Source organism: Stenotrophomonas sp. STK17_22 (assembly GCF_051983905.1).
Taxonomy (GTDB): Bacteria; Pseudomonadota; Gammaproteobacteria; order Xanthomonadales; family Xanthomonadaceae; genus Stenotrophomonas; species Stenotrophomonas maltophilia_A.
Genome location: NZ_CP197010.1, coordinates 4,929,763 through 4,955,891 on the forward strand (window position 1 = coordinate 4,929,763; position 26,129 = coordinate 4,955,891).

General features: G+C 66.2%; 23 protein-coding genes. 10 read left to right on the forward strand and 13 right to left on the reverse strand.

What is annotated here, in order from left to right:
• Positions 1-262: 262 nt before the first annotated feature.
• Positions 263-1,096, reverse strand: coding sequence for a sugar-phosphatase (gene yidA / locus ACSYS9_RS22945; protein ID WP_071227716.1), 834 nt, complete (start codon positions 1,094-1,096; stop codon positions 263-265).
• Positions 1,097-1,245: 149 nt separating this feature from the next.
• Between yidA and ACSYS9_RS22950 the strand changes: the two genes are divergently transcribed.
• Positions 1,246-1,908 (forward strand): exopolysaccharide biosynthesis protein, encoded by a 663-nt coding sequence (locus ACSYS9_RS22950; protein WP_049421123.1) that lies wholly within the window; start codon positions 1,246-1,248, stop codon positions 1,906-1,908.
• Between the two features lie 331 nt (positions 1,909-2,239).
• Positions 2,240-3,205 (forward strand): IS110-like element ISStma4 family transposase, encoded by a 966-nt coding sequence (locus tag ACSYS9_RS22955; protein WP_440568632.1) that lies wholly within the window; start codon positions 2,240-2,242, stop codon positions 3,203-3,205.
• A 67-nt stretch (positions 3,206-3,272) separates the two neighbouring features.
• Here ACSYS9_RS22955 and ACSYS9_RS22960 read toward each other — a convergent pair whose 3' ends face one another.
• Both ACSYS9_RS22960 and ACSYS9_RS22965 read right to left on the reverse strand, forming a co-directional pair.
• On the reverse strand, positions 3,273-4,583 hold the full coding sequence (locus ACSYS9_RS22960; RefSeq protein WP_071227641.1) for a PQQ-dependent sugar dehydrogenase: 1,311 nt from the start codon (positions 4,581-4,583) through the stop codon (positions 3,273-3,275).
• The gene (locus ACSYS9_RS22965; RefSeq protein WP_071227662.1) at positions 4,576-5,016 is read right to left on the reverse strand and encodes a DUF2231 domain-containing protein; all 441 of its coding nucleotides are present in this window, start codon (positions 5,014-5,016) and stop codon (positions 4,576-4,578) included. Before ACSYS9_RS22965 ends, ACSYS9_RS22960 begins: the two co-directional genes overlap by 8 nt.
• A 310-nt stretch (positions 5,017-5,326) precedes the next feature.
• On the opposite strand from ACSYS9_RS22965, the gene ACSYS9_RS22970 reads away from it, so the two are divergent.
• Positions 5,327-7,093, forward strand: coding sequence for a S8 family serine peptidase (locus ACSYS9_RS22970; protein ID WP_049400824.1), 1,767 nt, complete (start codon positions 5,327-5,329; stop codon positions 7,091-7,093).
• Positions 7,093-7,686, forward strand: a complete 594-nt coding sequence (locus ACSYS9_RS22975) for a S8 family serine peptidase (RefSeq protein ID WP_006399785.1) — start codon at positions 7,093-7,095, stop codon at positions 7,684-7,686. Before ACSYS9_RS22970 ends, ACSYS9_RS22975 begins: the two co-directional genes overlap by 1 nt.
• Positions 7,687-7,813: 127 nt before the next feature.
• On the opposite strand, the gene ACSYS9_RS22980 is transcribed toward ACSYS9_RS22975, so the two are convergent.
• The 5 genes from ACSYS9_RS22980 to cyoA form a co-directional block, all read right to left on the reverse strand.
• Positions 7,814-8,485 carry an SCO family protein gene (locus tag ACSYS9_RS22980; RefSeq protein WP_071227642.1) on the reverse strand — a complete coding sequence of 224 codons (672 nt, stop codon included), beginning with the start codon at positions 8,483-8,485 and terminating at the stop codon, positions 7,814-7,816.
• Positions 8,486-8,627: 142 nt separating this feature from the next.
• Positions 8,628-8,960 carry a cytochrome o ubiquinol oxidase subunit IV gene (gene cyoD, locus ACSYS9_RS22985; protein WP_006399830.1) on the reverse strand — a complete coding sequence of 111 codons (333 nt, stop codon included), beginning with the start codon at positions 8,958-8,960 and terminating at the stop codon, positions 8,628-8,630.
• A gap of 1 nt (position 8,961) precedes the next feature.
• Positions 8,962-9,597 (reverse strand): cytochrome o ubiquinol oxidase subunit III, encoded by a 636-nt coding sequence (gene cyoC, locus ACSYS9_RS22990; protein ID WP_012512371.1) that lies wholly within the window; start codon positions 9,595-9,597, stop codon positions 8,962-8,964.
• Entirely contained in the window at positions 9,594-11,570 is a 1,977-nt protein-coding gene (gene cyoB / locus ACSYS9_RS22995; RefSeq protein ID WP_006474876.1) for a cytochrome o ubiquinol oxidase subunit I, read from the reverse strand. The genes cyoC and cyoB overlap by 4 nt, the downstream gene beginning before the upstream one ends.
• Before the next feature lie 5 nt (positions 11,571-11,575).
• Positions 11,576-12,481, reverse strand: coding sequence for a ubiquinol oxidase subunit II (gene cyoA / locus ACSYS9_RS23000; RefSeq protein ID WP_071227643.1), 906 nt, complete (start codon positions 12,479-12,481; stop codon positions 11,576-11,578).
• A 183-nt stretch (positions 12,482-12,664) separates the two neighbouring features.
• Between cyoA and ACSYS9_RS23005 the strand changes: the two genes are divergently transcribed.
• The 4 genes from ACSYS9_RS23005 to ACSYS9_RS23020 are packed head-to-tail and all read left to right on the forward strand — an operon-like array spanning position 12,665 to position 16,537.
• Positions 12,665-14,080, forward strand: coding sequence for an aminotransferase-like domain-containing protein (locus ACSYS9_RS23005; protein WP_071227644.1), 1,416 nt, complete (start codon positions 12,665-12,667; stop codon positions 14,078-14,080).
• 55 nt (positions 14,081-14,135) lie between these two features.
• Complete coding sequence (locus tag ACSYS9_RS23010; protein ID WP_019336318.1) at positions 14,136-14,414, forward strand: hypothetical protein; 279 nt, start codon at positions 14,136-14,138, stop codon at positions 14,412-14,414.
• Entirely contained in the window at positions 14,414-15,013 is a 600-nt protein-coding gene (locus tag ACSYS9_RS23015) for a DUF6436 domain-containing protein (protein ID WP_071227645.1), read from the forward strand. Before ACSYS9_RS23010 ends, ACSYS9_RS23015 begins: the two co-directional genes overlap by 1 nt.
• Positions 15,014-15,022: 9 nt before the next feature.
• Positions 15,023-16,537, forward strand: a complete 1,515-nt coding sequence (locus ACSYS9_RS23020) for an aminotransferase-like domain-containing protein (RefSeq protein WP_071227646.1) — start codon at positions 15,023-15,025, stop codon at positions 16,535-16,537.
• A 223-nt stretch (positions 16,538-16,760) separates the two neighbouring features.
• On the opposite strand, the gene ACSYS9_RS23025 is transcribed toward ACSYS9_RS23020, so the two are convergent.
• Both ACSYS9_RS23025 and ACSYS9_RS23030 read right to left on the reverse strand, forming a co-directional pair.
• A complete protein-coding gene (locus ACSYS9_RS23025; RefSeq protein WP_071227647.1) occupies positions 16,761-18,062 on the reverse strand; it encodes an aminotransferase class V-fold PLP-dependent enzyme in 1,302 nt (433 codons plus the stop codon).
• Complete coding sequence (locus tag ACSYS9_RS23030) at positions 18,062-20,464, reverse strand: TonB-dependent receptor plug domain-containing protein (RefSeq protein ID WP_440568637.1); 2,403 nt, start codon at positions 20,462-20,464, stop codon at positions 18,062-18,064. Before ACSYS9_RS23030 ends, ACSYS9_RS23025 begins: the two co-directional genes overlap by 1 nt.
• A 201-nt stretch (positions 20,465-20,665) precedes the next feature.
• Here ACSYS9_RS23030 and ACSYS9_RS23035 point away from each other — a divergent pair, with 201 nt between their 5' ends.
• On the forward strand, positions 20,666-21,481 hold the full coding sequence (locus ACSYS9_RS23035; protein WP_071227648.1) for an AraC family transcriptional regulator: 816 nt from the start codon (positions 20,666-20,668) through the stop codon (positions 21,479-21,481).
• A 105-nt stretch (positions 21,482-21,586) separates the two neighbouring features.
• Positions 21,587-22,258 (forward strand): VOC family protein, encoded by a 672-nt coding sequence (locus ACSYS9_RS23040; RefSeq protein ID WP_071227649.1) that lies wholly within the window; start codon positions 21,587-21,589, stop codon positions 22,256-22,258.
• A gap of 1 nt (position 22,259) precedes the next feature.
• Here the strand turns inward: ACSYS9_RS23040 and ACSYS9_RS23045 are convergent, their stop codons facing one another.
• From ACSYS9_RS23045 to ACSYS9_RS23055, 3 genes are all read right to left on the reverse strand, one after another.
• Positions 22,260-23,627, reverse strand: coding sequence for a TPM domain-containing protein (locus ACSYS9_RS23045; RefSeq protein ID WP_071227664.1), 1,368 nt, complete (start codon positions 23,625-23,627; stop codon positions 22,260-22,262).
• 41 nt (positions 23,628-23,668) lie between these two features.
• Entirely contained in the window at positions 23,669-25,507 is a 1,839-nt protein-coding gene (locus tag ACSYS9_RS23050) for a M3 family metallopeptidase (RefSeq protein ID WP_071227650.1), read from the reverse strand.
• 73 nt (positions 25,508-25,580) lie between these two features.
• Entirely contained in the window at positions 25,581-26,093 is a 513-nt protein-coding gene (locus ACSYS9_RS23055; protein ID WP_071227651.1) for a hypothetical protein, read from the reverse strand.
• Positions 26,094-26,129: the final 36 nt, after the last annotated feature.

Below are 26,129 nucleotides of genomic sequence, written 5' to 3' on the forward strand. Positions count from 1 at the left end.
GCGATGGGGATGGGTGGGTTATACGTGGGTATAGCCTGGGTCGGCGCATACGGTGCGCGTGTGCCAACCAAGATTGGCACCTACCGAGGCGGACGGGACCCGGTAGAGGCCGACCTTGGTCGGCGCTTGCCGTCTGCGTGTGCCAACCAAGGTTGGCACCTACCAGGGCGGATGGGACATGGTAGAGGCCGACCTTGGTCGGCGCATACGGTGTGCGTGCGCCAACCAAGGTTGGCACCTACCAGGGCATAGGGACGCGCGGTTACTGCAGGACGAAACGCTCAATGGCGCGCGCCACGCCTTCGTCTGCATTGCTGGTGGTCTCGAACCGCGCCACCGCCTTCGCCGCGTCGATGGCATTGCCCATCGCCACGCTGGTACCGGCGTACTGCAGCATGGTCAGGTCGTTTTCCTGGTCACCGATGGCCATCACGTTGGCGCGGTCGATGCCCAGGTGCTCGGCCAGCTTCTGCAGGCTTGGCCCCTTGCCGGCGCGGTGGTCGAATACCTCCAGGAAGAACGGTGCGCTCTTCAGCACCGCGAAGCGCTCGGTCAGTTCGCTGGGCAGGCGCGCGATGGCGGCATCCAGCACGTCGGGTTCGTCGATCATCATCAGCTTGATGAACGACATGGACGGGTCCATGTCGGCCACGCGGCGATAGGACAGCGGCATCCGCGAGAGATGCGAGTCGGCCACGGTGTAGTAGCTGATGTCCTGGTTGGGCGTATACATGCGCCGGCTGTCCAGCGCCTGGAAGTGCACACCCAGATCGCGGGCCACCTGCTCGCAGAACAGGAAGTCGTCGAAGCTGAGCGGATACTCGACGACGGTTTCGCACGTGCCGATGCGCTGCACCAGGCCGCCATTGCAGGCGATGCAGTAGTCGTCGTCGCCGGTGATGCCCAGCTCGTGCAGGAACGGTGCCAGGCCGGGAACCGGGCGGCCACTGGTCAGCACGATGTGCACGCCCAGCGCGCGCGCCTGCGCGATCGCCTGCTTGGCCCGCGCGGTGAGCGTGTGGGTGGGGTCCAGCAGGGTGCCATCCATATCGATGGCGACCAGTTCGATGGTCGATTGCCTGCGGCCCATGTCCATTGCGTTCAACTCGTGCGGGGCACGCCAGTTTAACCCCTCATGCCCGGTTCACCTCTTTGCCCACGTTGGCCGGGATACTGCGGGAGCCTGTGCGTCCCCCACCGCAGGACGGCCCGCTGACCGCCCTTCCCTGGAGAACCTTGCGACGCATGACCTACCGTGCCCCCGAAACCAATGACAGCGCACCCCTGGCCCAGCAGATCGAGCAGATGATCGACGAGCTGCCCGGCGACCAGGTAAGTGTCGGCACCCTGCTCAGTGCGCTGGGCGACGAAGGCCTGCTGCTGATCGTGATCCTGCTCTCGGCCATCTTCATCATTCCGGTGTCGATTCCGGGGCTGAGCACGGTGTTTGGTGCCTCGATCCTGCTGATCGGCCTGAGCCGCGTACGCAACCGGCCGCTGTGGGTGCCGCAGAAGCTGGCACGCCGCGAGATCGCCACCGACAAGCTGAAGGCCAACCTGGGCCGTGCGCTGAAGTGGGTGCACCGCATGGAGCGGTTGTCGCGGCCGATGCGGCTGGCAGTGATGGTGCGCTCGAAGAAGATGATGCGCCTGAACAACCTGATGCTGGTGTTCGCGACCCTGCTGCTGATGGCGCCGGCCGGGCCGATTCCGTTCAGCAATACCTTGCCGGCGCTGGCGCTGATGTCCTTTGCGATTGGCTTCATCCAGCGCGATGGTGCGGCGGTGGCCGCTGGGTACGGCTTTGTTGTGGCCACGGTGGTGTATTTCGGCGTGCTGCTGGGTGGCGTGGGGTTCGCTGCCGAATCGGTGTTCAGCGGGCTGCGCGCGGCGCCGTCGGAAGTGTAGAACCGATCCCAGGCTCGGCGGCTTATGGCTTTTTGTAGAGTCGAGCCATGCTCGACTGCTGCTGGCAAAAGCAGTCGAGCATGGCTCGACTCTTGTGTCTTGGATCGTGCCCTGATCAGGCACAATCCCCCGGTGACCCGGGAGGCTCCGATGACGCTGCCTCGGCTCTTAAGCCTTCGAGCTTGCAAAGTAGATTCAGCGCGTCGGCGGCCTGACACCGCCATGGAACTTGAACGGTATCTTAGGCCCGCCATCGGGTGAGAGCCTGTACTCACAAGGGCAAGTCTGGCGGCTTCCGATCACGATCGTAAGTTCAAGCTGGAGCGAAATCATGCAATTTATCGGCATCGACGCAGCCAAGGCGACTTTTGACATCGCCCTGCCTCTATCTCACGGCAAGTATCGAACCAAGGCCAAACTCCCCAATACGCCAAAGGGTTTTGATGAGCTTCTGGCTTGGCGCGCCAAGCATGCGCCGAACGCGGCGGTAGGTATGGAGGCTACAGGCATCTATCACGAGGCCTTGGCTCAAGCACTGGTGGAGGCGGGGGTCGTGGTTCATGTGGCCAATCCCGCCCGAGTAAAGGCGTTTGGGCAGGCGGAGGGGATGCGGACCAAGACTGACCGCAGCGACGCCAAGCTGATTGCCCGGTTTTTTGAGGCACAACGCTCGGAAAAGCTGCATCCCTACGTTCCGCCGACGCCCTCGGAGGTGAAGCTGCGCGCCTTGGTACGGCGTCGAGATGATCTCCAGGAAATGCTGCAGATGGAGCACAACCGCCTGGACGTTGCCGATATCTCGGTCCAGCAAGGGATCAAGGATGTGATCCGGACGTTGGAAGAGCAGATCAAGCAGGTCCAGAAGGCGATTGAGGACCATATCGATAACGATCCGGACCTGCGCCGGCGTCATCAACTGCTTACCAGCATCCCCGGTGTAGGCAACACCAGCAGTGCCCAGCTGTTGGCCATTCTGGGGGATCTAAGCAAATACAGCGACGTGCGCCAGGTGGTTGCCCACGCGGGCCTGAATCCGGCCCAGCGTCAATCAGGAAACTACGAAGGCAAATGCCGGATATCACGCGCCGGCGACGCCAATTTCCGCAAAAAGCTGTACATGCCGGCGCTGACCGGGAAGACCCACAACCCCACACTGAAGTCCTTTGCAGACCGGCTCAGCGCGAAAGGCAAGCCCTTCAAGGTCGTCATGTGTGCAGTGATGCGCAAGCTCATCCATCTGATTTGGGGCGTACTGAGAAGTGACCGACCCTTTGAGCCTGACGTCGCCCTTGCCTAGGCGAGGGCGACACGGTATCTACAAGGGCCAGATCCAACGCAGTCGAGCGTGGCTCGACGCTGCAGAGTTACTTGGCCGACACCCGCCACACCACGTCGCCCACGTCGTCGGCGACCAGCAGTGCGCCCTCGGCGTCCATCGCCATCCCCACCGGTGCGCCCATCAGGGTCTTCTCGTCCTTCGAGGCGAAACCACTGACCACGGTCTGCGGCCGCCCGGTCGGCTTACCGTCCTTGAACGGTACGTAGACCACTTCGTAGCCGCTCAATGGTGAGCGATCCCAGCTGCCGTGCTCGCCGATGAAGGCGCCGCCGTGGTACTGCGCCGGCAGTGCCTGGCCGGTGTAGAACAGCAGGCCCAGCGGCGCCACGTGCGAGCCGATGGCGTAGTCCGGCGTGATGGCTTTCGCCACCAGGTCCGGCCGCTGCGGCTGCACGCGCTCGTCCACGTGCTGACCGTAGTAGCTGTAGGGCCAGCCGTAGAAGCCATCTTCCTTCACCGAGGTGAGGTAATCGGGCACCAGATCCGCACCGATTTCATCGCGTTCGTTCGCCACGGCCCACAGCGTGCCGGTGCTCGGCTCCCAGTCCAGTCCGGTCGGGTTGCGGATGCCCGACGCAAAGATGCGGCTGCCACGGGTGGCCACGTCCACTTCCAGCACCACTGCGCGGCGGTATTCAACGGCCAGGCCATTCTCGGTGATGTTGCTGTTGGAGCCCACGCCCACGTACAGCTTGCGGCCATCGCGGCTGGCCAGCAGTTCCTTGGTCCAGTGGTGGTTGATGGTGCTGGGCAGGTCGGTGAACTCGCGGCCCTTGTCGGACATGCGGGTCTCGCCCGGCACGTAGTGGTACTGCACGATATTGCCGGTGTTGGCCACGTACAGCGTGTCACCGATCAACTGGATGCCGAACGGCGAATGCAGGCCTTCGATGTACACGTGCTGGGTCCACGTGGCAGTACCAGGCGCACGGCGCAGCAGGGTGACCCGGTTGCCGCCCTTGCCGGCCTTGCCCGAGCGCGCCTTCACCTTGCCGGCAATCCACTGCTTGGGCGTGGTGACCGGTTCTTCGCCGGGGCCATTGCCCTCCACCACCAGCACATCGCCGTTGGGCAGAGTCAACAATCGCCGCGGATGCTGCAGGTTGGCGGCGATGCGTTCGATCTTCAGGCCTTCGGCCACTGTGGGTGACTGCCCATCGGCCCAGCCCACGCCACGTGGCACCTGCATCGGCGGCATCAGGAAGTTCTTCGGTGCCGGCAGCGGCGGCTGTGCGCCGGACTGGTCAGCGGGGTGGTATTCGGCCTTGCCCGCGCAGGCCGACAGGGTGACGGCCAGTGCCAGCGCGGCCACGGTGGGCAGGATGTGCTTAGCCATGACGACCTCCCTGCAGCACCGGCGGCTGCAGTGACAGCAGGATCAGGCCCAGGGCGATCAGGGCCACGGTCAGCGCCGACAGGATCGTACCCGGCACCGCGACGGCATACGCATCGCGGCTGTGCACGAACGCGTTCCAGATGGCCAGCACCACTGCGACCAAGTTGAGGAAGAAGTCGATGCGGTCGATGCGGGTGGCGGTACCGCTGCGGCGCCAGACCGCGAACAGGTTGATCAGGCGCGGAATGATGGCGATCAGCAGTCCGAAGGTGATCAGCCAGGCGGCGGCCTTGCCCCACATCACCTCGGCGCTGTTGAGATAGATCGCGTCGAAGATCAATGCACCGACGAATAAGCCGAAGGGTATCGGGTTCAACAGGCTGAACAGCGTGGTGCCGGGGCCGCGATGGGCCTGGGCCAGAGGGTTGACCATCATCGTGCTCCGATGCGGAAGGGTGCACGGGCTGTAGTAGCACAGCCGGATGTGAGGGCGCGCGATGATGCCGGGTGGATCCACGCCATGCGTCGATACGCGTGCCAACCAAGATGGGCACCTACCAGATGCGGGCCGCTGCAGTCGTCATTACCCCACGGCATAAGTGTTTGTGACGCAATCGGCACATCTGCAGATTGGGAGTGTGAAGAGGTAGGGGGTTCTTCGTTGTGTCGCGTTTGGCTCGTTGCGATGGGGCAGTTCCGCCCCGCCGTCCTGCCATGCCGATTCACAACAGAAGGATTCGTGTATGAAGCGACACACGCAACGCTCCGCGCCACCGCGCTCCGCGCGCCTGGCCCTTGCCACTGCCCTGGTGCTGGGCAGCCTGGCCGTCACCGCCCAGGCCCAGCAGGCCGATCCGCTGGCCGGGCGTCAGTGGCATCTGCTCAACACCGGACAGGCCGTACTGGGCGATACCCTGCCGGTGGCTGGCAACGATCTGAACGTGGATGGCCTGTTCCGCAATGGCATCCGTGGCCAGGGCGTCACCATCGCCATCGTCGATGACGGCCTGCAGATCGCACACCCGGACCTGGCCGCCAACGTCGCGGCGGTCGCCGGCAAGAACTTCGCCAACCAGAGCAACAACCCTTCACCGTCCAATCCCGACCGCGACAATCACGGCACCATGGTCGGCGGCATCGCCGGTGCTGTAGGTGCCAACAACCTGGGCGTGCGCGGCGTTGCCTCGGCGGCCACACTCAAGGGCTTCAATTTCCTGGCCTCCAATGCCCAGGGCAATTCGAATTCCAACATCGAGTACTCGTGGTGGGACGGCGCCGAAGTGGCCGACGTGGGGGTCTTCAACAACAGCTGGGGCTCCAGCCCGGGCAACCCCAACCTGCCGCTCGCCTATAGCCAGAACGACATCGCCGCCTATGAGCAGGCCATGTCCGGCACCCGTGGTGGGCGCGGTGGCATCTACGTGAAGGCCGCCGGCAACAACCACAACAACGGCGCACGCTCGGATGGCACCGACATCTGCTCGGCAGACACCAAGAACCGCAACACGGGTTGCATTCCGGCCGGTCGCGACCCGCGTAACAACCTGTTCAACGTGATCACCGTTGCCGCCGTGCGCGCCGACGGCGTGCGCTCGTCCTACTCGTCCACCGGCTCGGCGCTGTGGGTGTCCGGCTTCGGCGGTGAGAATGGTTGGCAGCGGCAGGTCGTGCCGGGGCAGCTGGCGATCCGCTACGATCCGGCCATCCTCACCACCGATGTCACCGGCTGCGCGCAGGGAAGCAACAAGAACACGAGCCTGCGCAACACCTTGGACGGCGACCAGTCTGCCATCGACAGCACCTGCAACTACACAGGCAAGATGAACGGCACCTCGGCGGCCACGCCGATGGTGTCGGGCGTGGCGGCACTGCTGCTGGAGACCAACCCGAACCTGTCCTACCGCGATGTGAAGTACATCCTGGCCACCACCGCCACCCGCACCGATCCGAACCGGGCAGCGGTGACCCACTCCGACGGCCGCGTGCTGGTGCCGGGCTGGACGGTGAATGCCGCCGGCCGTGCCTACAGCAACTGGTACGGTTTCGGTGTGGTCAATGCGGCACGCGCGGTACAGGTCGCAGAGGACTTCCAGCCGCTGGGTGCACTGGTGGATAGTGGCTGGCGCAACACGACGCGTACCGTGGCCATCGGCAATACCTCGGCGGCCGCGGCGCGCCTGACCTTCCAGCTCGCCAACGGTGCACGCAACATCGAGAGCGTGCAGCTCGGCTTCCGCGTCAACCACAGCAACACCCGCCAGCTGCAGTTCGTGCTGATCTCGCCCAGTGGCACCCGCAGCGTGGTGCAACCGGCATTCACCGCGATCGGCTCTGGCCTCAACGGTGTGCAGCGCAACTTCACCAACTGGGACCTGCTGTCCAGCAATGCCTTCCTGGATGAGAACGCCACGGGCACCTGGACGCTGGAAGTCACCGACCTGGGGCAGGCCGCGAACGCTGCATCGCGTGGCAACCTCGAATTCTTCAAGATCCGCGTTCTGGGGCACTGATGATGAAGACGACCATTCTGTTGAGCACCCTCGCCCTCGCGGCGATGACCACCACCGCCTGGGCACAGAGCTCGGGCCAGACACCTCCGGCGAAGACCTTGTCGACCGTAGACACGCAGCAGTTGAAGGCGGAGGCCACCGGCCGTTCGTTCAATGTGGGCGGCTCGCGCTTCCAGCTGGCACCGTCGGCAACCGTGCAGCAGGCCAGCGGCGGCCAGTTCCGGATCACCACCGGGGCTGATGCCAGCGCGGCGGCCGTCGGCACCCGCAGCAAGCGGTCCACGGATGCGTCTACCGGTGTGGCCGCACGTGCGGATGCCGGTGCCAGCAAGTTTGCGGCCGCTGTCTCCAACGATGGCGCGCCGGTCGTGGCGACCTCGCGGGTCAAGGTGTTCTTCACCGATGCGGCTTCGGCGCAGCGTGCGGCCACCGCCACCGGCGGCACCGTGGTGAAGGTATCCAAGGCCTCGGGCCGCGCGATTGTGGAGTATCCGTCGGTGAACGCGGCACTGGATGCGACCACCAAGCTGCTGTCGACCGCCGGCATCAAGGCAGCCGAGCCGGACGTGGTGCAGTGGGAAGAAACCAAGTAAGGCGTTGAGTGGTGCCCCCGGCCGATTGGCTCTCCTGGTCGGCCGGGGTATTGGTGTGTGGGGGGTGTGCCGACCAACGGTCGGCACCCACCAGATTCATTCACTGCGTGTCGACCAAGGTCGACCCCTACCGGGCGGCGAGCGTATCGCTGTGCTTGAGGTGGCAGCTGGCCAATGCATCGTTGCCGGCGGCCGGGTGGCCCGGCTCGAGCAGCAGGCGCTGCACGTCCGAGAACAGCTTGTCCACCGGCATGCCGTAGGGCGCGAACAGGCGCAGGCGGCCTTGGCGATCAAACACGTAGCCGCCGGCGATGTGGCTCATGGTGTAGGTGTCCGGCACCGGGCCGGGTTCCTTTTCGTAGAACGCCTTGAAGTCGCTGGCCATCGCGGCCAGTTGTGCTTCGTTGCCGACCAGTGCGATCGCCTTGGGGTCGAACGCTTCCACATAGGTGCGGGCGACTTCGGGCGTGTCGCGTGCGGGATCGACACTGACGAACACTACCTGCAGCTGGTCGGCATCCTTGCCCATCAGGTGCTTGACCTGGCTGAGCTCGACCATGGTGGTCGGGCACACGTCCGGGCAGCTGGTGAAGCCGAAGAACAGATAGGTCACCTGCCCCTGCAGGTCCTTCGGGCCACGCACGGTGCCGTGGCTGTCGGGCATCGACCACTGCTGGCCGAGTTCTTCGCAGGCGATGTCCTTGGAATAGAAGTCCATGCGCGACTGCGCACTGCAGCCGGCCAGCAGGCCGATGGCCAGGCCTGCCAGCAGCGGCAGGCGGAAACGGGGAGAGAACAACGAACGGGTAACAGCAGCAAAGCGCTTCACGGGTACCACCAACGCAGACGCGGGCGGGGTCTCGGTCAGGCCTGCCCGTGGGGGAAAGAGGACGGAGGTGCCGGGGTGATCGCGCGGTCCATGCCGATCACCCCGGCCACGGTCAGTTGATCATCATGTGGTAGTGCATGCTCCAGATGATCCAGACCGACAGTGCGACGACGATGAACAGGATCACCAGGGTGAACACGAAGCTGGCCAGGTTCCAGCCACCTTCGGACTTACGGTCCATGTGCAGGAAATAGACCAGCTGCACCAGGATCTGCGCCACCGCGAAGCCGACCAGCAGGAACAGCGTGAGCGGCCGCGACAGCACCGGGTTCATCACCAGCGCGAACGGCACCACGGTCAGCAGCGCGCACAGCACGAAGCCGATCAGGTAGGACTTGGTGGAGCCGTGCGCATTGCCGGCGCGCGAGGTTTCGACGTGGGCCATGTCAGAAGGCTCCGATCAGGTAGACGAAGGTGAAGACGCAGATCCACACCAGGTCCAGGAAGTGCCAGAACAGGCTCAGGCACGACACGCGGGTGATGTTGGTCGGGGTCAGGCCGCGGCTGTAGACCTGGTGCATGACCACCGCCATCCAGATCAGGCCGCTGGCCACGTGCAGGCCGTGGGTGGCGACCAGCGCGAAGAACGCCGACAGGTAGGCACTGGTGCTGGGGCCCGCGCCTTCGTGGATCAGGTGCGAGAACTCGTAGATCTCCATGCCGATGAACGAGGCACCGAGCACGAAGGTCACGCCCAGCCAGCGCAGCACTGCCGAGGTGTCGTGACGATGCATCGCCAGCACGGCCTGGCCGTAGGTGATGCTGGAAACCAGCAGCAGGAAGGTCTCGGCCATCACGAACGGCAGCGAGAACAGGTCCTTGCCGGTGGGGCCGCCGGCGTAGGCGGTGCTGAGCACCGCGTACGAGGCGAACAACGAACCGAACAGCACCAGGTCGGACATGAGGTAGACCCACATGCCGAACACCTTCATGCCGCCCTGTTCGTGGCCATGGTCGTGTTCGTGGTGGTCCTCGTGCGCCTGCGTGTCGCTGGCCAGCTCGGGGCGGGTCAACAGGTTCATGCGCGTACCTCCTTCAGCTTGGCAAGGTTGGCCGCTTCGGTGCGCGCCACCTCTTCGGAACTGACGTAGTAGTCCACGTCCTCGTCATAGGACCGCACGATCAGGGTCACGATCATCGCGATGAAGCTGGCCGCGGCCATCCACCAGATGTGCCAGACCAGGGCGAAGCACAACACCAGGATCCAGATGTTGAGGATCAGCGGCACGCCGGTGTTCTTCGGCATGTGGATCGGTGCGTACTTCTTCGGCGGCGGCGGCAGGCCGCGCTTCTTCGCTTCGTGGAAGGCATCCAGCTCATCGGCCTTGGGCACCACGGCGAAGTTGTAGAACGGCGGCGGCGACGGCGTGGCCCATTCCAGCGTGCGCGCATTCCACGGGTCGCCGGTCAGGTCCAGGTTGCGCTTGCGGTCGCGCACGCTCACGTAGATCTGTACCAGCATCAGGATGATGCCCGCGAACACGAACAGTGCACCGATGAAGGCGGCGATCAGGTACGGCGTCCACGCCGGGTTGTCGTACTGGTTCATGCGGCGGGTCATGCCCATGAAGCCGAGCATGTACAGCGGCATGAAGGCCAGGTAGAAACCGATCACCCAGCAGGCGAACGACCACTTGCCCAGGCGCTCGTTGAGGGTGAAGCCGAACACCTTCGGGAACCAGTAGGCGAAGCCGGCCAGGTAGCCGAACAGCGCGCCGCCGATGATGGTGTTGTGGAAGTGCGCGACCAGGAACAGGCTGTTGTGCAGCAGGAAGTCCGCGCCCGGAATGGCCAGCAGCACGCCGGTCATGCCACCGATGGTGAAGGTGACCAGGAAGGCGATGGTCCACAGCATCGGCACGCTGAACTCAACGCGACCGCCGTACATGGTGAACAGCCAGGTGAAGATCTTCACGCCGGTGGGAATGGCGATGATCATCGTCATGATGCCGAAGAAGGCATTGACGCTGGCACCGGAGCCCATGGTGAAGAAGTGGTGCAGCCAGACGATGAACGACAGGATGCCGATCGCCAGGGTGGCGCCCACCATTGACTTGTAGCCGAACAGCTTCTTGCGCGCGAACGTGGCGGTCACTTCAGAGAAGATGCCGAACGCCGGCAGCACCAGGATGTACACCTCTGGATGGCCCCAGGCCCACACCAGGTTCACGTACATCATCGGGTTGCCACCCAACGTGTTGGTGTAGAAGTTGAAGTCCAGGTAGCGGTCCAGGGTGAGCGCACCCAGCGCCACGGTCAGGATCGGGAAGGCGGCGATGATGATCACGCTGGTGACCAGCACGGTCCAGGTGAACACCGGCATCTTCATCAGGGTCATGCCCGGCGCACGCATGCGCAGGATGGTGATGAACAGGTTGACGCCGGTCAGCAAGGTGCCGATGCCCGAAGCCTGCAACGCCCAGATGTAGTAATCAACACCGACCCCTGGACTGAACTCGATGCCCGACAGCGGCGGATAGGCGACCCAGCCGGTCATGGCGAATTCGCCAACGCCCAGCGAGATCATCATCAGCGCAGCGCCGACCACGAAGATCCAGAAGCTGAAGGCGTTGAGGAACGGGAACGCCATGTCGCGCGCGCCGATCTGCAGCGGCACGATGATGTTCATCAGGCCGACCACGAACGGGGTGGCCACGAAGAAGATCATGATCACGCCGTGCGCGGTGAAGATCTGGTCGTAGTGCTCAGGTGGCAGGAAGCCGTCACTGCCCGGGCCAGCCGCGGCCAGCTGGGCGCGCATCATCAGCGCATCGGCAAAGCCACGCACCAGCATGACCAGCGCTACCACCACGTACATGATGCCGATCTTCTTGTGGTCCACGGTGGTGAACCAGTCACGCCACAGCGGGCCCCACAGCTTGAAGTACGTCACCGCGCCAAGCAGCGCGAGGCCACCCAGCACCATGGCCGCCAATGTGACCACGACGATCGGCTCGTGCAGCGGCACGGCCTCCCACGTCAATTTACCCAACATGTTCGTTACTCCTGGGAAACCTGGGCACCGCCGGCAGCGCCCGCCGGGGTCGCAGCAGCGGTGTTCTCACCAACGCCGATGAACTGGTCGATGACCTTCTTGAACAGCAGTGGTTCAACACTGGAGAAGTGCTGCACCGGTGCGTTCTTCGACGGTGCGGCCAGCGCCTTGAACTGCGTGAAGCTGAGCGCGTCCGGCGCGCTGCGCACCTCGGCCACCCAGCGCTCGAAGTCTTCGTTGCTGCTGGCGGTGGCGATGAACTTCATGTTCGAGAAGCCATGCCCGCTGTAGTTGCCGGACATGCCGCGGAACTGGCCGGGCTCGTTGGCGATCAGGTGCAGCTGCGTGCGCATGCCGGCCATCGCGTAGATCTGCCCACCCAGCTGCGGAATGAAGAAGGTGTTCATCGTCGAGTTGGAGGTGATGTTGAACGCCAGCGGGCGGTCGACCGGGAAGTTGAGCTGGTTGACCGTGGCGATGCCGAGGTCCGGATACACGAACACCCACTTCCAGTCGGTGGCGATCACGTCCACGTGCAGCGGCTCACCGGCCACGTCCAGCGGCTTGTAGGGGTCCAGCTCGTGGGTGGACTTCCACACGATCACCGCCAGCACCGCGATGATGATCAGCGGCACGCCCCAGACCACGATCTCCACTTTGGTGGAGTGCGACCAGTCCGGCATGTATTTGGCTTTGGTATTGCCGGCGCGGTAGCGCCAGGCGAACACGAAGGTCAGCACGATGGCCGGTATCACCACGATCAGCATCAGGCCGATGCAGATCAGGATCAGGTCGCGCTGGGCGAGCCCGACCATGCCCTTCGAATCCAGCAGCACCCAGTCACAGCCCGACAGGCCGACGCAGGCCAGGGCGACCAGCGCCAGGCGGATGCGGTTCCAGCAGATATTCATTGGAGGTCAACCCTGTTGAAGAAGCGCGCTTGACCGGCTCGCCTGCGCGCAGCGCCCGGGCGTGGAGCGGCTACACTGTGGGTACGAGGTCGCCTACAAGCAGGCGAACCACTCCAATCAAGCCTATACAAGATACATCATTGTATGGACTTGTGCATCTACACGTATGGAAAAAACTGACCGATGACGCCACCTGCCGCCGGCCGCCGCCTGAAACACCCCAATCGCACCTGGGTTCGCCCCTTCCGCGAGGGCGCCGGCCCGCTGTACCTGCAGATTGCCCAGCAGGTGCGCGAGGCGGTGGATGACGGCGTGCTGCGCCCGGGCGACCGCCTGCCGCCGCAGCGCGACCTGGCCCAGCAGGTGGGCGTGGACCTGACCACGGTCACCCGTGCCTTCGCCGAGCTGCGCCAGGCCGGCCTGCTCGACGCCCAAGGCGCTGGCGGTACCTTCATCGCGTTGTCGGCCGGCAACCGCAGCACCTCGGTGGACCTGAGCATGAACATCCCGCCGCTGCTGGGCAGCGCGCCGTTCGCACAGGGCATGGAGGCCGGTTTCCAGCACGTGGGCCAGCAGCTGGGCCAGGGCGAACTGATGAGCTACCACGTCGGCGCCGGCACCCGCGAGGACCGCGCCGCTGCGGTGCAGTGGCTGGCGCCGATGCTGGGCACGGTGGGTGCCGACCAGGTGGTGATCTGCCCCGGCGCGCAGACCGCGCTGTGTGCGCTGATCCTGGCCCGCACCCAGCCGGGCGAGCTGATCGCCGCCGAGCAGCTGACCTACCCGGGCCTGCTGGCTGCCGCGCGCGTGCTGCAGCGGGGCGTGGTGCCGGTGGCGATGGACGCCGAGGGCATGCTGCCGGAGGCGCTGGAGGAGGCCTGCCAGCTACGTCGCCCGCGTCTGCTGTACCTGGTGCCGACCATCCAGAACCCGACCACGGCAACGATGTCGGCACAGCGCCGGCTGGCGCTGCTGGCGGTCGCCAAGCGTCACGATCTGACCGTGATCGAAGACGATCCCTACTGGTTGCTGGCCGGAGACGCCGCGCCACCGCTGGCCGCACACCGCGATGCCGGCTGCCCGGTCTATTACATCTCCACCCTGTCCAAGTGCCTGGCCCCGGGCCTGCGCACCGCCTATCTGGTGGTGCCGGCCGGCGAGCCGATGGAACCGGTGCTGGATGCGCTGCGCGCAATTGCACTGATGCCGACCCAGTCGATGGTGGCGGTGGCCTCGCAGTGGATCCGCAGCGGCCAGGCCCAGGACATGGTGCAGCGCTTCCAGCAGGAACTGCGCGAGCGCCAGGCCATTGCCGCCCGTTACCTGCCGGCCCGTGCCCAGGCGCATCCGGCCGGCCTGCATGTGTGGCTGCCGCTGCCGCCGCGGCTCGACCAGTACCGGTTGATCCAGGCCGCACAGGAGCAGGGGCTGGGCATTGCCAGCTCCGATGCCTTCAGCGTGGAAGAACCGCCACCGGGCAACGCGATCCGCCTGTCGTTGGGCGGCGCGGTCGACCAGGGCGCGCTGGCCGGGGCGCTGGCCAAGCTGAACGAGATCCTGTCCGAGGCCCCCGAGGCACGCCACAACGCCATCGTCTGAACGGGGCGCATGGCGCTTTATCCATACAAGATGATATTTTGTATGCAATGTATGGATGAAGGGACGTGCATCGATGCGCGCCGAGAAACTGAAATTCCACCTGGTGATGGCCGGGTGCGGTGGCTTTGTGGTGTTGATGCTGGCCGCGCTGGCCTGGGTCTGCCTGCAGCCGCAGACCGTGGATGTGCAGGCCGCCGAACGCCACGCCATCGAGCAGTGCTTGCAGCGCAGCGAGGATCCGTCGCGTAGCGAGATCCAGCGCCGCGCGCAGGCCGATTCCTGCCGCGAGATGCGCAAGCAGTACGTGCACAAGTTCGGCCGGGAAGATTCCTGATGGGCGCAGCCGCGCCGCGTCGCCGCTGGCTGCTGCCGACGATGATCGCCATCGCCTGCCTGTTCATGGCCGGCGTGGCAGCTGCGCTGTGGCAGTACTTCGGCTACAGCGCGCAGTCCACCTTCACCGAACAGGCCATCGTCTTCGACGATTCGCAGCTGCGCCTGCCGGCCGATCTGGCCGGTGATACCGGCCGCATCCGCGTGGTGCATTTCTGGGACCCGGCGTGCGCGGTCTGCAACCGCGAGACCGGTGCGCACCTGAGCTACCTGATCAGCATGTACCGCCGCGCCGGCATCGACTTCTATGCCATCCGCCGCCCGGGTACGCAGGGCGAGCTGCCCGAGCCACTGCGCAACAAGGTGATCAACCTGCCGACCATCGACGGCATCGAACACATTCCGGCCAGCCCCGCCGTAGCCATCTGGGATCGCCAGGGCCACCTCGCCTACGCAGGACCGTACAGCATCGGCATGGTCTGCAACTCGGCCAACAGCTTCGTCGAACCGCTGCTGGACAGACTGGTGCGCGGCGAGACCGTGCGCCCGAAAGGACTGCTTGCCGTGGGCTGCTACTGCCCCTGGCAGGCCAAGCGCTGAGGACGCGCAATGACATCACTGACGCTGGCCGGCGTGGCCGCCGCAAACAACAACGGCGGTCACCTGTCCGAACCGACCGATGGTTATGGACAGGCTCCCGCCGTTGGAAGCAACGATACGCCCCGACATGCTCCGTACATGCCGCGACCGGATGTCGCAGCCCGCGAATGGGTGCAGGACGTACTCGCGCACAGCGGGCCGATCTACCTGCGCATCGTCAACTCGCTGGAACGCACGGTGCGCCGCGGTGGTCTCGCACCGGGACAGCGCCTGCCTTCGCAACGCGCGTTGGCGCAGCAGCTCGGTATCGACCTGACAACGGTCACCCGCGCCTTCGATGAAGCACGCAAGCGTGGCCTGATCGAAGCGCGTGGACCACAGGGCAGTTTCATCGCACCGCCCAAGGCCGGCTTCGACCAGGTGGTGGACCTGAGCATGAACGTGCCGCCGGTGCCCGATGCCGATGCGCTGGCCGAGACGCTGCGGCGTGGCGCGGCCGCCGTGCTTGCGCGCAGCAACGCGCCGAACCTGATGACCTATCACCTGGGCGGTGGCAACCCCACCGACCGCCACGCAGCGGCGCGCTGGCTGCAGTCGATGCTGGGAAAGGTGGACGATGCCTGCCTGCTGCTGACCGAAGGTGCACAGGTGGCGCTGGCGTCGATCCTGGTCAGCCAGGGACGCGACGACGACGCGATCCTCTGCGATGCGCTGGTCTATCCGGGCCTGCTGCAGGCCGCTGCCGCACTGGGCCGGCGCCTGCTGCCGGTGGACAGCGACGAACACGGCATGTGCCCCGATGCACTGGCCCGGCTGGCACGCGAAAGCGGTGCGCGGTTGGTCTATCTCAATCCCACCTGCCAGAACCCGACCGCACTGACCCTGCCGCTGCATCGGCGCGAAGCGCTGGCGCGCGTGCTGGAAAGCGAAGGCCTGCTTGCGATCGAAGACGATCCGTACTGGCATCTGGCCGAAGATGCGCCGATACCGCTGGCAACGCTGGCACCGCGTCATGTGTTCTACGTGGCGACACTGTCGAAGGTGATCAGCCCCGGCCTGCGCACCGCTTTCGTGCGTTGCCCGAGCGCCGCGCATGCCGAGGCGATGACGGCCGCACTGCGGGCGACGCGGTTGATGGGCCATCCGCTGGTCTCGGCGCTGGCCAGCCAACTGCTGCTGGATGGTTCGGCGCAGTCACTGCTGGCGCAGGTGCGCACCGAGGCGCGCGAGCGCATGCGCATGGCGCGCTACCTGCTGGCGCCATCGCTGCTGCAGCGGGCAGAGGGCCTGCATGCGTGGTGTCGGATACCGGCACCGTGGACCGATGCCACCCTGGTGCGTACCGCACAGCTGCAGGGGCTGGCGATTGCGCCGTCATCGGCGTTCTGCCCGCCGGGGGTATTGCATCAGAGTGGCGTGCGGCTGTCGCTGGGACTGGCGGCGGATCGTCGGCAGCTGGAAAGTGCGCTGCGGCGGATCGATCGGTTGTTGTTGTCGGATGCGTTGCCGGCGATCGAGCGGTAGGTGGAGAGCATCCACGCATGGCGTGGATCTACGGGACCCGCTTCGGTAGATGCCAACCTTGGTTGGCAATGCCCGTGCACGCCATGCGTGGATGGAATGTGCCGACCAACGGTCGGCACCCACCAGGCTGGGGGAGGATCGGTAGCGCCGGGCCATGCCCGGCGGAAGATTCCCCGGCACGGACGGAATGTGCCAACCAAGGTTGGCACCCACCAAAGCAGGGTCAGGCCAGGGCGGAGAGCGCCTGCACCAGCGCATCCATCTGCTCCGGCCGGGTGAACACCGACGGCGTGACCCGCACGCACGCACCCGATTCCAACCCGTCGCGATGGGTGGTGAACACGCGATGCTCGTCCAGCAGGCGCTTCTGCAGCGCGATGTTGTCGACCACGCTGGTGCGCCCGCGCAGGCGAAAGCTGGCCAGCGCACTGGCCAGCGCCGGGTCCGCCGAGGACAGCACTTCGATATGTGCCATCTGCCGCGCCGGTACCGTCCAGCGCTCGCGCAGGTAACGCAGGCGCGCCTGCTTGTTGGCTACGCCGATACGCTGGTGCAGGGAAATCGCTTCCGGCAGCGCCAGGTAGGCGGCGAAGTTGACCGTGCCGGTATGCACGCGGCTGCCCACGCGGCCGTCGTCGGTCTCCCCCATGTACGGGTCAAGATCGGCCACACGGCCCTTGCGCACGTACATCGCGCCGACGCCGACCGGCGCACCGATCCACTTGTGCAGGTTGATGCCGACGAAATCGGCCTTCAGCTGCGGCACCGCGTAGTCGATCTGGCCAAACCCATGCGCGGCATCGACGATCACATCGATACCGCGCGCTCGCGCGCGTTCGACGATCTCCGCCACCGGCAGCACCAGCCCATGGCGATGGCTGACCTGGGTCAGCAGCACCAGCTTCAGGCGTGGCAGCCGCGCGAATGCGGCCTCGTAGGCCTGCAGGATCTGCGCGTGGTCCGGCACCGCCGGCAGCGCGATACGCTCGACCTGCACGCCGCGACGCTGCTGCAACCAGCGCATCGCGCCGATCATGCTGTCGTAGTCGATGTCGGCGTAGAGCACCTGGTCGCCGGGCTGCAGGCGGTTGTAGCCGCCAATCAGGGCCAGCATCGCCTCGGTGGCACCACGGGTCAGTGCGATTTCATCAACGCCCACGCCCAGCAGCTCGGCTACCTGCCGCTGCACCGCCAGGTACTGCGCCGGGAACTCACGACGGCCGTACCAGGCGTTGCCACGGTTCACTTCAGCGGTATGGCGCTGGTAGCTGGCCAGCGTCTCGCGGCCCATCGCGCCCCAGTAGCCGTTCTCCAGGTGGTTCACTTCGTCGGTGATGTCGAAGTGGCTGGCCACGGAGGCCCAATAGCCTTCATCGCGGGCCAGCACGTCCGGCGCCACGGTCGTTGCGGGAATCTGCATGGGCGCAGCGTAGCGCGTGGCAGCCATGGCGGGCAGTGAAGACAGTGCGGCTGCGGCCGGCAGCAGGGTGCCGGCACGCAGCAGGGAGCGGCGCGTGCGGTCCATCAGAAGCTCAACCGGTACTGCGCGTACAGGTTGGCACCATCGGTGTCGTACGGCGCGTTGCGCGAGTAGACCAGGCCGCGGCTGGCCTGGAACACCGCCTCATCCGGATAGCGGTCCAGCACGTTGTCGGCCCCCACGCGCAGGCTTTGGTGCTCGTTGATGCGATAGCCCACGGCGAGGTCGAGGAAGCTCATCGCGCCGAAGCGCTGGTAGATGTCGCCCACCGCATTGCCGCTGGCGTCGGTCCAGGCGCCGTAGTAGCGCATGCGCGCCATCAACGACCAGGCACCAATGTCCCAGCTGCCGGTCAGGCTGCCCTTGTGCTCGGGCAGGCGGTCTTCGAACAGTACGCGCTGGGTTTCGTTGGTGGCCACCGAGGTGCTGCCGTTGTCCACGCGGGTGCGGTTGTAGTTGTAGGCCAGGGTCAGCGTCATGCGACCCGCGCCGAGGTCGCGCAGGTAGTTGCCGACCACGTCCACGCCGGTGGTGGTGGTATCGAAATCGTTGGTGAAGTAGTTCACCGAGGTATAGCCCAGCGGATTCGGCGTGCCTGCCGGAATGGCAAAACTGGCCGACTGGCTGAAGCGGTCGGTGAGCTTGATCTGGTAGACATCCACCGAGCCGGACAGGCCCAGGTCGGTGCGCCAGGTCAGGCCCAGCGACGCGGTACGCGATTCTTCCGGCTTCAGCGGCCTGGCACCGAGCAGCTGCGCCAGCGGATCGTTCGGTGACAGGCGGCCACTGGTGAAGATCTGCAGCGTGCGCGTATCCAGGCCCTGGGTGGTGCTGGTGGTGTTGAGCTGCGCGGGTGTCGGTGCGCGGAAGCCGGTGGACACCGTGCCGCGCAGGGCCACGTCCGGGGTGATCGCGAAGCGTGCCGACAGTTTGCCGTCCAGCGTGCTGCCGAAGCTGGAGAAGTCCTCGTAGCGGCTGGCCGCGCCGATGCTCCAGCGCTCGCCCAACGGCACTTCCATATCCACGTAGGCCGCCTTGCTGCGCTGGCTCCACTGCCCGGCCTGGCTGGCCGAGAAGCCCGGCGCGCCGTTGGAATTGGCTTCCAGGCCAGCGGCAGCGCCCGGGCCCACTGCGTACGAAGCCGGATCACCGGCACGCACCTGGTAGGTCTCCTGGCGGAACTCGCCACCAAAGGCGACGTTGATCGGCTTGGACAGCGCAGCCACATCCCACTCGTAGTTGAAGTCGGCGTTGGCGTTCTTCTCGGTCTGGGTCAGGCGGCCGAGATCGAACGCGGTCGGGCTGGCCGGGCCGAGCGAGGCGTTGATGGAGTTCTTCAGGCTGTAGTCGATGGCGTTGCGGCCATACGAGGCGCTGACATCCCAGCGCAGCTTCGGCGTGATCTCGCCACGCAGGCCACCGACCAGCTGCAGGTCGTTCTGGACGTTGCCGTACTGCGGGCTGAAGCCCACCGGATAGATCGAACGCAGGTTCCAGCCGGGGAAGATCGCCGTGTTGCGGTAGGCACCGGTGGTGGTATCCGGATTGCGCCAGTTGAAATCGCTGACGCCATCGCTGTGGCTGTACAGGCCGAACGCATACAGCTCCAGCGTGTCATTGGCATTGGCTTTCACGTTGAAGCCGACACGGCGGCTTTCCAGTTCCGGTTGGCCCCAGCGCTGTACCGGGTTGGGCACGTCCAGATCCGGATGCGCGGCCTGGAAGGCGATGGCATCGGGGCGCTGGCGGGTGCGGGAGGTGGCGTCGGAGTTGGACGATTCGGCGAACAGCACCAGGCTGCCATAGTCACCCAGCGACCAGCCGGTGCGTGCACTGAAGTCGCGCGAGGCGCCATCGCCCTGCGCATACTGCGAATAACCAGCGGTGATCTCGGTACCCGGGCCATCCTCGAGAATGATGTTGATGACGCCGGCGATGGCATCCGAGCCGTACTGCGCCGACGCACCATCGCGCAGCACTTCGATGCGCTTGATCGCACTGGTCGGAATCTGTGCCAGATCGGCCGCCTGCGCGCCACGGTTGCCGAGCAGCGCGCTGCGGTGGAAGCGACGACCGTTGACCAGTACCAGGGTCTGGTCCGGCGACAGGCCACGCAGCGTGGCCGGGCGCACGAACACCTGGCCGTCCGCCATCGGCAGGCGCTGCACCACGAACGACGGCACCAGGTGCGCCAGCACGTCCTTCAGGTCGGTGGATTCAACGGACTTGATGTCTTCCTTGGTGAACACGTCCACCGGCGCCAACGTTTCGAACTGGGTGCGGTTGGAGGCGCGGGTGCCGGTGACCAGCATCGCGTCGAGCTGAGTGGGCGCCGTACGGCTGCCCGCCGGGGCATCGACCGCATCGGCCTCCGCTGCGATCGCGCCTCCTGCGCTGGCCATGGAAAGGGCGAGGAGGATGGAACGCGAAAGCTTCGAACGATGCACGGCAGGGCTCCGGGAGGACGCGACAGGGCCAGCACCTGCTCGGACACAACAGGCGTGGACAAGGCGCGCAGTCTCGGCGCGATCTGTGAAGGAGCCATGACGTCAGTGCGACAGCTTGATGCCGCTGCAGCGCAAGAACTGCTAAACGCGGCGCCTGCCGATCCGCTACTGTGCCCGGCATTGGATTCGGGGAACGGAAGGATGAGCGCGGCAGGCAAGGCGTTGTGGTACATCGAAACCCATGCGGACCGGCCATTGGCACTGGCCGATATTGCCGCCGCAGCGGGGCTTTCGCCGTTCCATCTGTCGCGCCTGTTCCAGGCCCGCACCGGCACCTCGGTGGTGCGTTATCTGCGGGGACGGCGCCTGACCGCTGCCGCGCAGCGGCTGGCCAACGGGGCGGGCGACATCCTGCAGGTGGCACTGGGCGCGGGCTACACCACCCATGCCGCGTTCACCCGCGCCTTCAGCGAACAGTTCGGGCAGACCCCGGAGCGGGTACGCGAACAAGGCACCGATGGGCTGGCGCTGGTGCAGGAGATCCGCGTGGACGATGCGCCGACTGCCTGCGGTGAAGCGCCGCGCCTGCTCGATACCCCTGCCTTCCAGGTCGCGGGTATCGGCATGCGGCATACCCGCGACAGCGGCGGTGCGATACCCGGACAGTGGGCGCAGCTCAACCGGGAATGGCCGACGCCGGCACCGATCAGCTTCGGCGTGTGCTGCAACAGTGATGACGATGGCGGCTTCGACTACATCGCCGCACTGCCGGCCGGCGCGGTGCCGAGCGTACCTGCGCACTGGCAACGCGTGGACATTCCGCCGCGTCGCTACCTGGTGGCCTGGCACGGCGGGCACATCTCGACCATCCGCTCGACCTGGTTCTGGCTGCTGGATCACTACCTGCCCGGCTCCGGGCTCAGCCTGGCCGACGCCCCCGATCTGGAACGCTACGACATGCGTTTCGATGAGCACAGCGGCAACGGCGGCGTGGAAATCTGGCTGCCGGTGGAGTGATCTTCGAGCGCGGCACCCACCGTAACGAATCGTTGCGCCCGCGGTGACACCCACGCAATCCCGCCAGGTCTACACTCGGTGCATGCGCTCCACGGAGGATCGATCATGCGCCTGCTTCACCTCACCCTGCCGGTGTCCGACGTCACCACCGTCGCTGCATATTTCCACGATGTGCTGCAGCAGCGCGTGGTCGGCAATCACGTGCACATCGGCTGGAGCACGATCGAGCTGAAGCCGGCGGGTGATCATCCGGTCGGTGGCGTGCACCTGGCCTTCAACGTACCGGACAACCGCTTCAGCGAGGCGATGACCTGGTTGCGTGAGCGCACGCCGCTGCAACGCAATCCGGCGGGACTGGACTACTTCGCGCTGGAGAGCAGCTGGCAGTCGCAGTCGGTGTACTTCACTGGCCCTGACGGCCTGATCCTGGAACTGATCGGCCGCCGCCGTTTGCCGGCCAGCGCGCGCGAAGGTGCGTTCCACGGCAGCGAACTGACCTGCCTGAGCGAAGTCGGCCTGCCCAGCCACGATGTCGACGCTGTGCGCGAACAGTCCAGCCTGCGGTTCGGCCTGCAACCGATCAGCCCGCCTTCGCCGCAGTTCGCGCCGATGGGCGACGACGAGGGCCTGCTGATCGTGGTCGCTGCGGATCGACGCTGGTTCCCCGAGCAGAAGGACCTGCCGAACGCGCGCGGCTTGCAGCTGCAGGTCGGCGACGTGGCCGGCCCGGGTGTTGTGGAGGACGCCTCGCTCGGCTGGCGGGTGCAGGCGACCTGAACTACCAGCTGCCGGACGCGCCGCCTCCGCCGCTGCGGCCGCCGCCTCCAGACCAGCTGCTGGAACTGCTCGACGACGAACTCGACGAGGACGGCGAACGGGACGACGTGCGTTCGCGGGATGATGAAGCCCGGCCGCGTGCGCGCTCGCCCGGCAGCATGGTGAACAACCACACGAAGTACAGCAGTACGCCGCACACCCCGGACACGATCATTGCCAGCAGCCGTGGATCGTCACCTTCGGCACGATGGATCGCCAGCAACGCGCCCGCGGCATAGCCGAGGGTCAACAGCACCAGCACCGTCATGCGCACGACGAAGCTGCTGCGGCTCTTCTTCCAGCGTGTGCGACAGGCCTGCACCAGCAGGAACACCATCAAGGTGACAACGCCCGCAGCGACCTGCAGCAACAGGTGCCGGGCCAGGCTCGGTGGCAGCTGGCCACGCAGCAGCGCCTGCACAAGGAAGAGCACGCTGAGCATCAGCATCCCGCACAGCACGATGCGCACACCTCGACTGCGGCGCCAGCACCAGCCCAGCAGGGCAGCCACCGGCACACCCAGCGCCAGCACGAAGCACAGGCCCGGCAGCACATGGCGTGGCAGCAGCAGCGCCACGGAGAGCATGCCCGCACCCACAACAGCGGTCACCAGCATCGGGCGCCCCCAGGCCGGCAAGGTCGGCCAGGTTGGTTTTGGTGCCGATGCATTGGCGGCCAGTGCCTTGCGCCGCCGCTCCCGACGGCTGCCGCTGAAATCGTCCTCGGTCTTCGCCGGCGGGAGGGGCGGCGGCGAGCGCCACAGCCCGGCCAGGAAACCGGCCAGCAGGGTCAACGCCACCACCGAGTCTGCGCGTCGCCAGTCCGCAGGCAGCACATTGCTGGCCGACGGTTCTTCCCATGCCGGCAGGTCCTCGCCATCGATCAGCGCCACCATGATCTTCGTGCCATCGAGCACGCCCTGGTCGACATCGCCCTCACGGAAGCGCGGCACGATCGCGTTGTCGATGATGCGAGCGGCGTACGCGTCCGGTAGCGCTCCTTCCAGGCCATAGCCAGTCTGGATGCGCACGCGGCGGTCCTGCACCGCCACCAACAGCAGCACACCATCGTCGACACCGGCGCGCCCCAGCTGCCACTGATCGAACACCCGCTGTGCATAGGCCTCGATGCCTTCGCTGCCCACGCTGGGTACCACCAGCACCTGCAGCTGTGCACCTTTCCGTGCCTGCAGCTGCAGTGCCTGCCTGCGCAGGGTGGCGCGGGTTTCAGCGGACAACGCGTTGGCGGCATCCACCACCGGATCGTCCAGCGCAGGTATCGGGGTGACCGCCGTCGCCGCCATCGGCAGCAGGCACAGCAGCAACAGCATCCACACGGTGGCGGCCGCCTGCTGCAAGGGGCGCGCCGGGTTCACGTACCCTGCCCTGCCTCGATCTGCGCATGCAGCGCCTGCAGCTGCGCCGCCGTCTGGTTGAACACCTGCAGATCGGCATCCACCAGGGCCGCCCAGTCAGGCGCGTGCCCCAGCAGTTGCGCCACCTGCTCGTTCGGCGCGCGGTCGAAGCCCTCGCCAAGCACGGCAAGATAGCGCTCACGGAACCCTTCGGGGTCGCGCTGGTCCTGCACATACAACTGCACGGCCAGCAGCCCCGCATACAGGTAGTTCACCAGATAGTTCGGGTCTTCATACATCAGGCGCTTGCCGATCCAGGTGTTGCGCAGCTGCGGGTAGCGCTCCGGTTGCTGGCCGAAGCGCGCCAGCACCTGCCCGGTCAGCGCGTCCAGGTCATCGGCGGTGCCCAGCGTGCCGGCGGCCACGCCCCGATAGATCGACTGCTCCAGCTGCGCTTCCTCGGAAGAGGTGAACAGCTGCAGCACCATGTCGTCCAGCAGCGATTTCAGGTAATAGGCTTTGGCGCGCGGATCCTCTGCCTGCTGGTACAGCTGGTCGCGGAAGCGCAGCTCGTTGTAGATCGCGAACGCCTCGGTCAGCCACTGGCTGCCATTACGCTGCAGCGGCGACGCATGACCGCGCTGCATCCACTCGCCGTGCACGGCATGAGCGGCTTCATGGGCGATCTCGACGTCGCTTTCCAGGTCACCACGGCGCAGGCCAACGAACAGCATTGCCGGCACACCGGGAGCGCTCACCGGGAACGCGTCCTGGCTGCGGTCACCACGTTCGGTGGCCAGATCCATGCGCTGGTTGGCCGGATCGAGCAGCGCGCGCAGTTCGGCGACGTACGCCGGTCCCAGGTGCTGCATGGCATCGGCGGCGTTGTCACGCAGCTGCGCCAACGTCAGCACTGGTGGCGTATAGCCGGCATCGGGCACGGTGGTATCCCAGATCTGCGGCGCGTCGATGCCGGATCGCGCAGCGTGGCGCAGCAGCATGTCCTGGTAGGCACGGCGGTCCCCGGCGTGCTGTTCGATCGCCACCAGCGTTGCATCCACTGCGGCAGTATCCAGGCCCATGCGCTGGTAGCCATATGCCGGCGCCGAGCCGTCACCCTGCAGGCGTGCGGCGGCGTCATTCACCTGCACCAGCCCCAGCAGCACCGAGGCCATCGGCTCACGGCGCGAGTGCAGCCCCTGCCAGTAGCCCTTCCAGCCGGCCTCGCGCAGGGCGCGGTCGGGCTGCTGGGCCAGCAGCTGCTTGTCGCGGCCCGTGTCCCAGTGACGACCGCCGTGCTCGATCTGCGGATACTCGGCGCTGCGCAGGATCTGCCCGCGCAGGCGCGCGAAGCTGTCCAGCGCCGGATCGGCCAGTGCCTCCACGGCCTCATCCAGCGCGACGTTGGCCGGGGTGGCAGCCTCCTTCAGCGCCCGAGTGCGCAGGAAGCCATACGGTGCTGCCCACGCCGCATCTGCGGGCGCCTCGCGCAGTGCGGCGCGACCGCTGCGAGCGATGCGGCTGCACAGCCCCGCTGCCTGCTCCATCGCCTGTGCCGGGCGAAGATCGCGCGCGTTGCGGGCGGACTGCAGATGCAGGTAGCCGAGATGACGCAGGCACTGCGCCTCCAGTGCCTCGGCCTGCTGGAATCGTTCCGCCGGTGCGAGGGTGGAAGCGTGCTGCAGGGCCTCGACGCGCTTGCCCAGAGCATCACGCGCGGTCTGTTCGGCCGCGGCGCTGGCGAAGTAGGTGCGGTCATCGGCATGCACCGACTGTGCCTGCGCGCCGCTGAAGGGGGCTATCGCCAATACGGCGGCAATGGCGGCGGTGGTGGTGCGCTTCCTGAAAGCCTGCATCGGCGTCTCCCTGCCTGGACCAGGGATCGAGCCTAGCAGCCGCTGGCCCGCCGCGCCTGTGCCGGATCAGCCATCAGATCGACTCATCCTCACGCTTGACCAGCGTCCAGCACGGCGCCTGCGTGAAGGTATAGGTCTGCTGGTCGCTGCTGTCCGGCGTGCGGATCTGCACCTGCCGCTGTCCATCGGCCAGGAGGCTGACCTGCATTTCGCGGCCCTGCCCGGCCAGTGCGGCGGGATCAGGCATCACCGGCCACTCGACATCGGCCCGCGCCAGCCGGCTTTCCACCTTGCGCGGTTCCGGCTCGGCCTCTGCATCGATGTAGCTGTCCAGCAGCGGATCGGCGGTGGTCTTTTCCTGCAGCGCGATCTCGTTGCCGAAATGCTTCAGGAACGTATCGAAGTCCGGGTAGAGGCATTCACCGCGTGCAGCCACAGCTGTGGGCTCGGCGACGGTGGTCGCCGGCGCCGCTGCGGTAGGTGAGGCTTCGGTCGCGGTATGCGGTGCCTGCGGCGCTGGCGTGCAGGCAACCAGCACCACGGCGCAGGCGAGCATCAGCACTGCGGCAGAACGGTATCGACACATGGGCTCATCCTGAATCCGGTCCGGTCGCTCCATGCT

Excerpts from the sequence above, each read along its gene's own strand:
- ACSYS9_RS23015 (WP_071227645.1), top strand. The coding sequence starts at position 14,414 with ATGGGCGCAGCCGCGCCGCGTCGCCGCTGGCTGCTGCCGACGATGATC.
- ACSYS9_RS23055 (WP_071227651.1), bottom strand. The coding sequence starts at position 26,093 with ATGTGTCGATACCGTTCTGCCGCAGTGCTGATGCTCGCCTGCGCCGTG.
- ACSYS9_RS23040 (WP_071227649.1), top strand. The coding sequence starts at position 21,587 with ATGCGCCTGCTTCACCTCACCCTGCCGGTGTCCGACGTCACCACCGTC.
- ACSYS9_RS22955 (WP_440568632.1), top strand. The coding sequence starts at position 2,240 with ATGCAATTTATCGGCATCGACGCAGCCAAGGCGACTTTTGACATCGCC.
- cyoA (WP_071227643.1), bottom strand. The coding sequence starts at position 12,481 with ATGAATATCTGCTGGAACCGCATCCGCCTGGCGCTGGTCGCCCTGGCC.
- yidA (WP_071227716.1), bottom strand. The coding sequence starts at position 1,096 with ATGGACATGGGCCGCAGGCAATCGACCATCGAACTGGTCGCCATCGAT.
- ACSYS9_RS23045 (WP_071227664.1), bottom strand. The coding sequence starts at position 23,627 with ATGCTGTTGCTGCTGTGCCTGCTGCCGATGGCGGCGACGGCGGTCACC.
- ACSYS9_RS23050 (WP_071227650.1), bottom strand. The coding sequence starts at position 25,507 with ATGCAGGCTTTCAGGAAGCGCACCACCACCGCCGCCATTGCCGCCGTA.
- cyoB (WP_006474876.1), bottom strand. The coding sequence starts at position 11,570 with ATGTTGGGTAAATTGACGTGGGAGGCCGTGCCGCTGCACGAGCCGATC.
- ACSYS9_RS23010 (WP_019336318.1), top strand. The coding sequence starts at position 14,136 with ATGAAGGGACGTGCATCGATGCGCGCCGAGAAACTGAAATTCCACCTG.
- ACSYS9_RS22975 (WP_006399785.1), top strand. The coding sequence starts at position 7,093 with ATGATGAAGACGACCATTCTGTTGAGCACCCTCGCCCTCGCGGCGATG.
- cyoD (WP_006399830.1), bottom strand. The coding sequence starts at position 8,960 with ATGGCCCACGTCGAAACCTCGCGCGCCGGCAATGCGCACGGCTCCACC.
- ACSYS9_RS22960 (WP_071227641.1), bottom strand. The coding sequence starts at position 4,583 with ATGGCTAAGCACATCCTGCCCACCGTGGCCGCGCTGGCACTGGCCGTC.
- cyoC (WP_012512371.1), bottom strand. The coding sequence starts at position 9,597 with ATGAACCTGTTGACCCGCCCCGAGCTGGCCAGCGACACGCAGGCGCAC.
- ACSYS9_RS22970 (WP_049400824.1), top strand. The coding sequence starts at position 5,327 with ATGAAGCGACACACGCAACGCTCCGCGCCACCGCGCTCCGCGCGCCTG.
- ACSYS9_RS23025 (WP_071227647.1), bottom strand. The coding sequence starts at position 18,062 with ATGGACCGCACGCGCCGCTCCCTGCTGCGTGCCGGCACCCTGCTGCCG.
- ACSYS9_RS23035 (WP_071227648.1), top strand. The coding sequence starts at position 20,666 with ATGAGCGCGGCAGGCAAGGCGTTGTGGTACATCGAAACCCATGCGGAC.
- ACSYS9_RS22950 (WP_049421123.1), top strand. The coding sequence starts at position 1,246 with ATGACCTACCGTGCCCCCGAAACCAATGACAGCGCACCCCTGGCCCAG.
- ACSYS9_RS23005 (WP_071227644.1), top strand. The coding sequence starts at position 12,665 with ATGACGCCACCTGCCGCCGGCCGCCGCCTGAAACACCCCAATCGCACC.
- ACSYS9_RS23020 (WP_071227646.1), top strand. The coding sequence starts at position 15,023 with ATGACATCACTGACGCTGGCCGGCGTGGCCGCCGCAAACAACAACGGC.
- ACSYS9_RS22965 (WP_071227662.1), bottom strand. The coding sequence starts at position 5,016 with ATGGTCAACCCTCTGGCCCAGGCCCATCGCGGCCCCGGCACCACGCTG.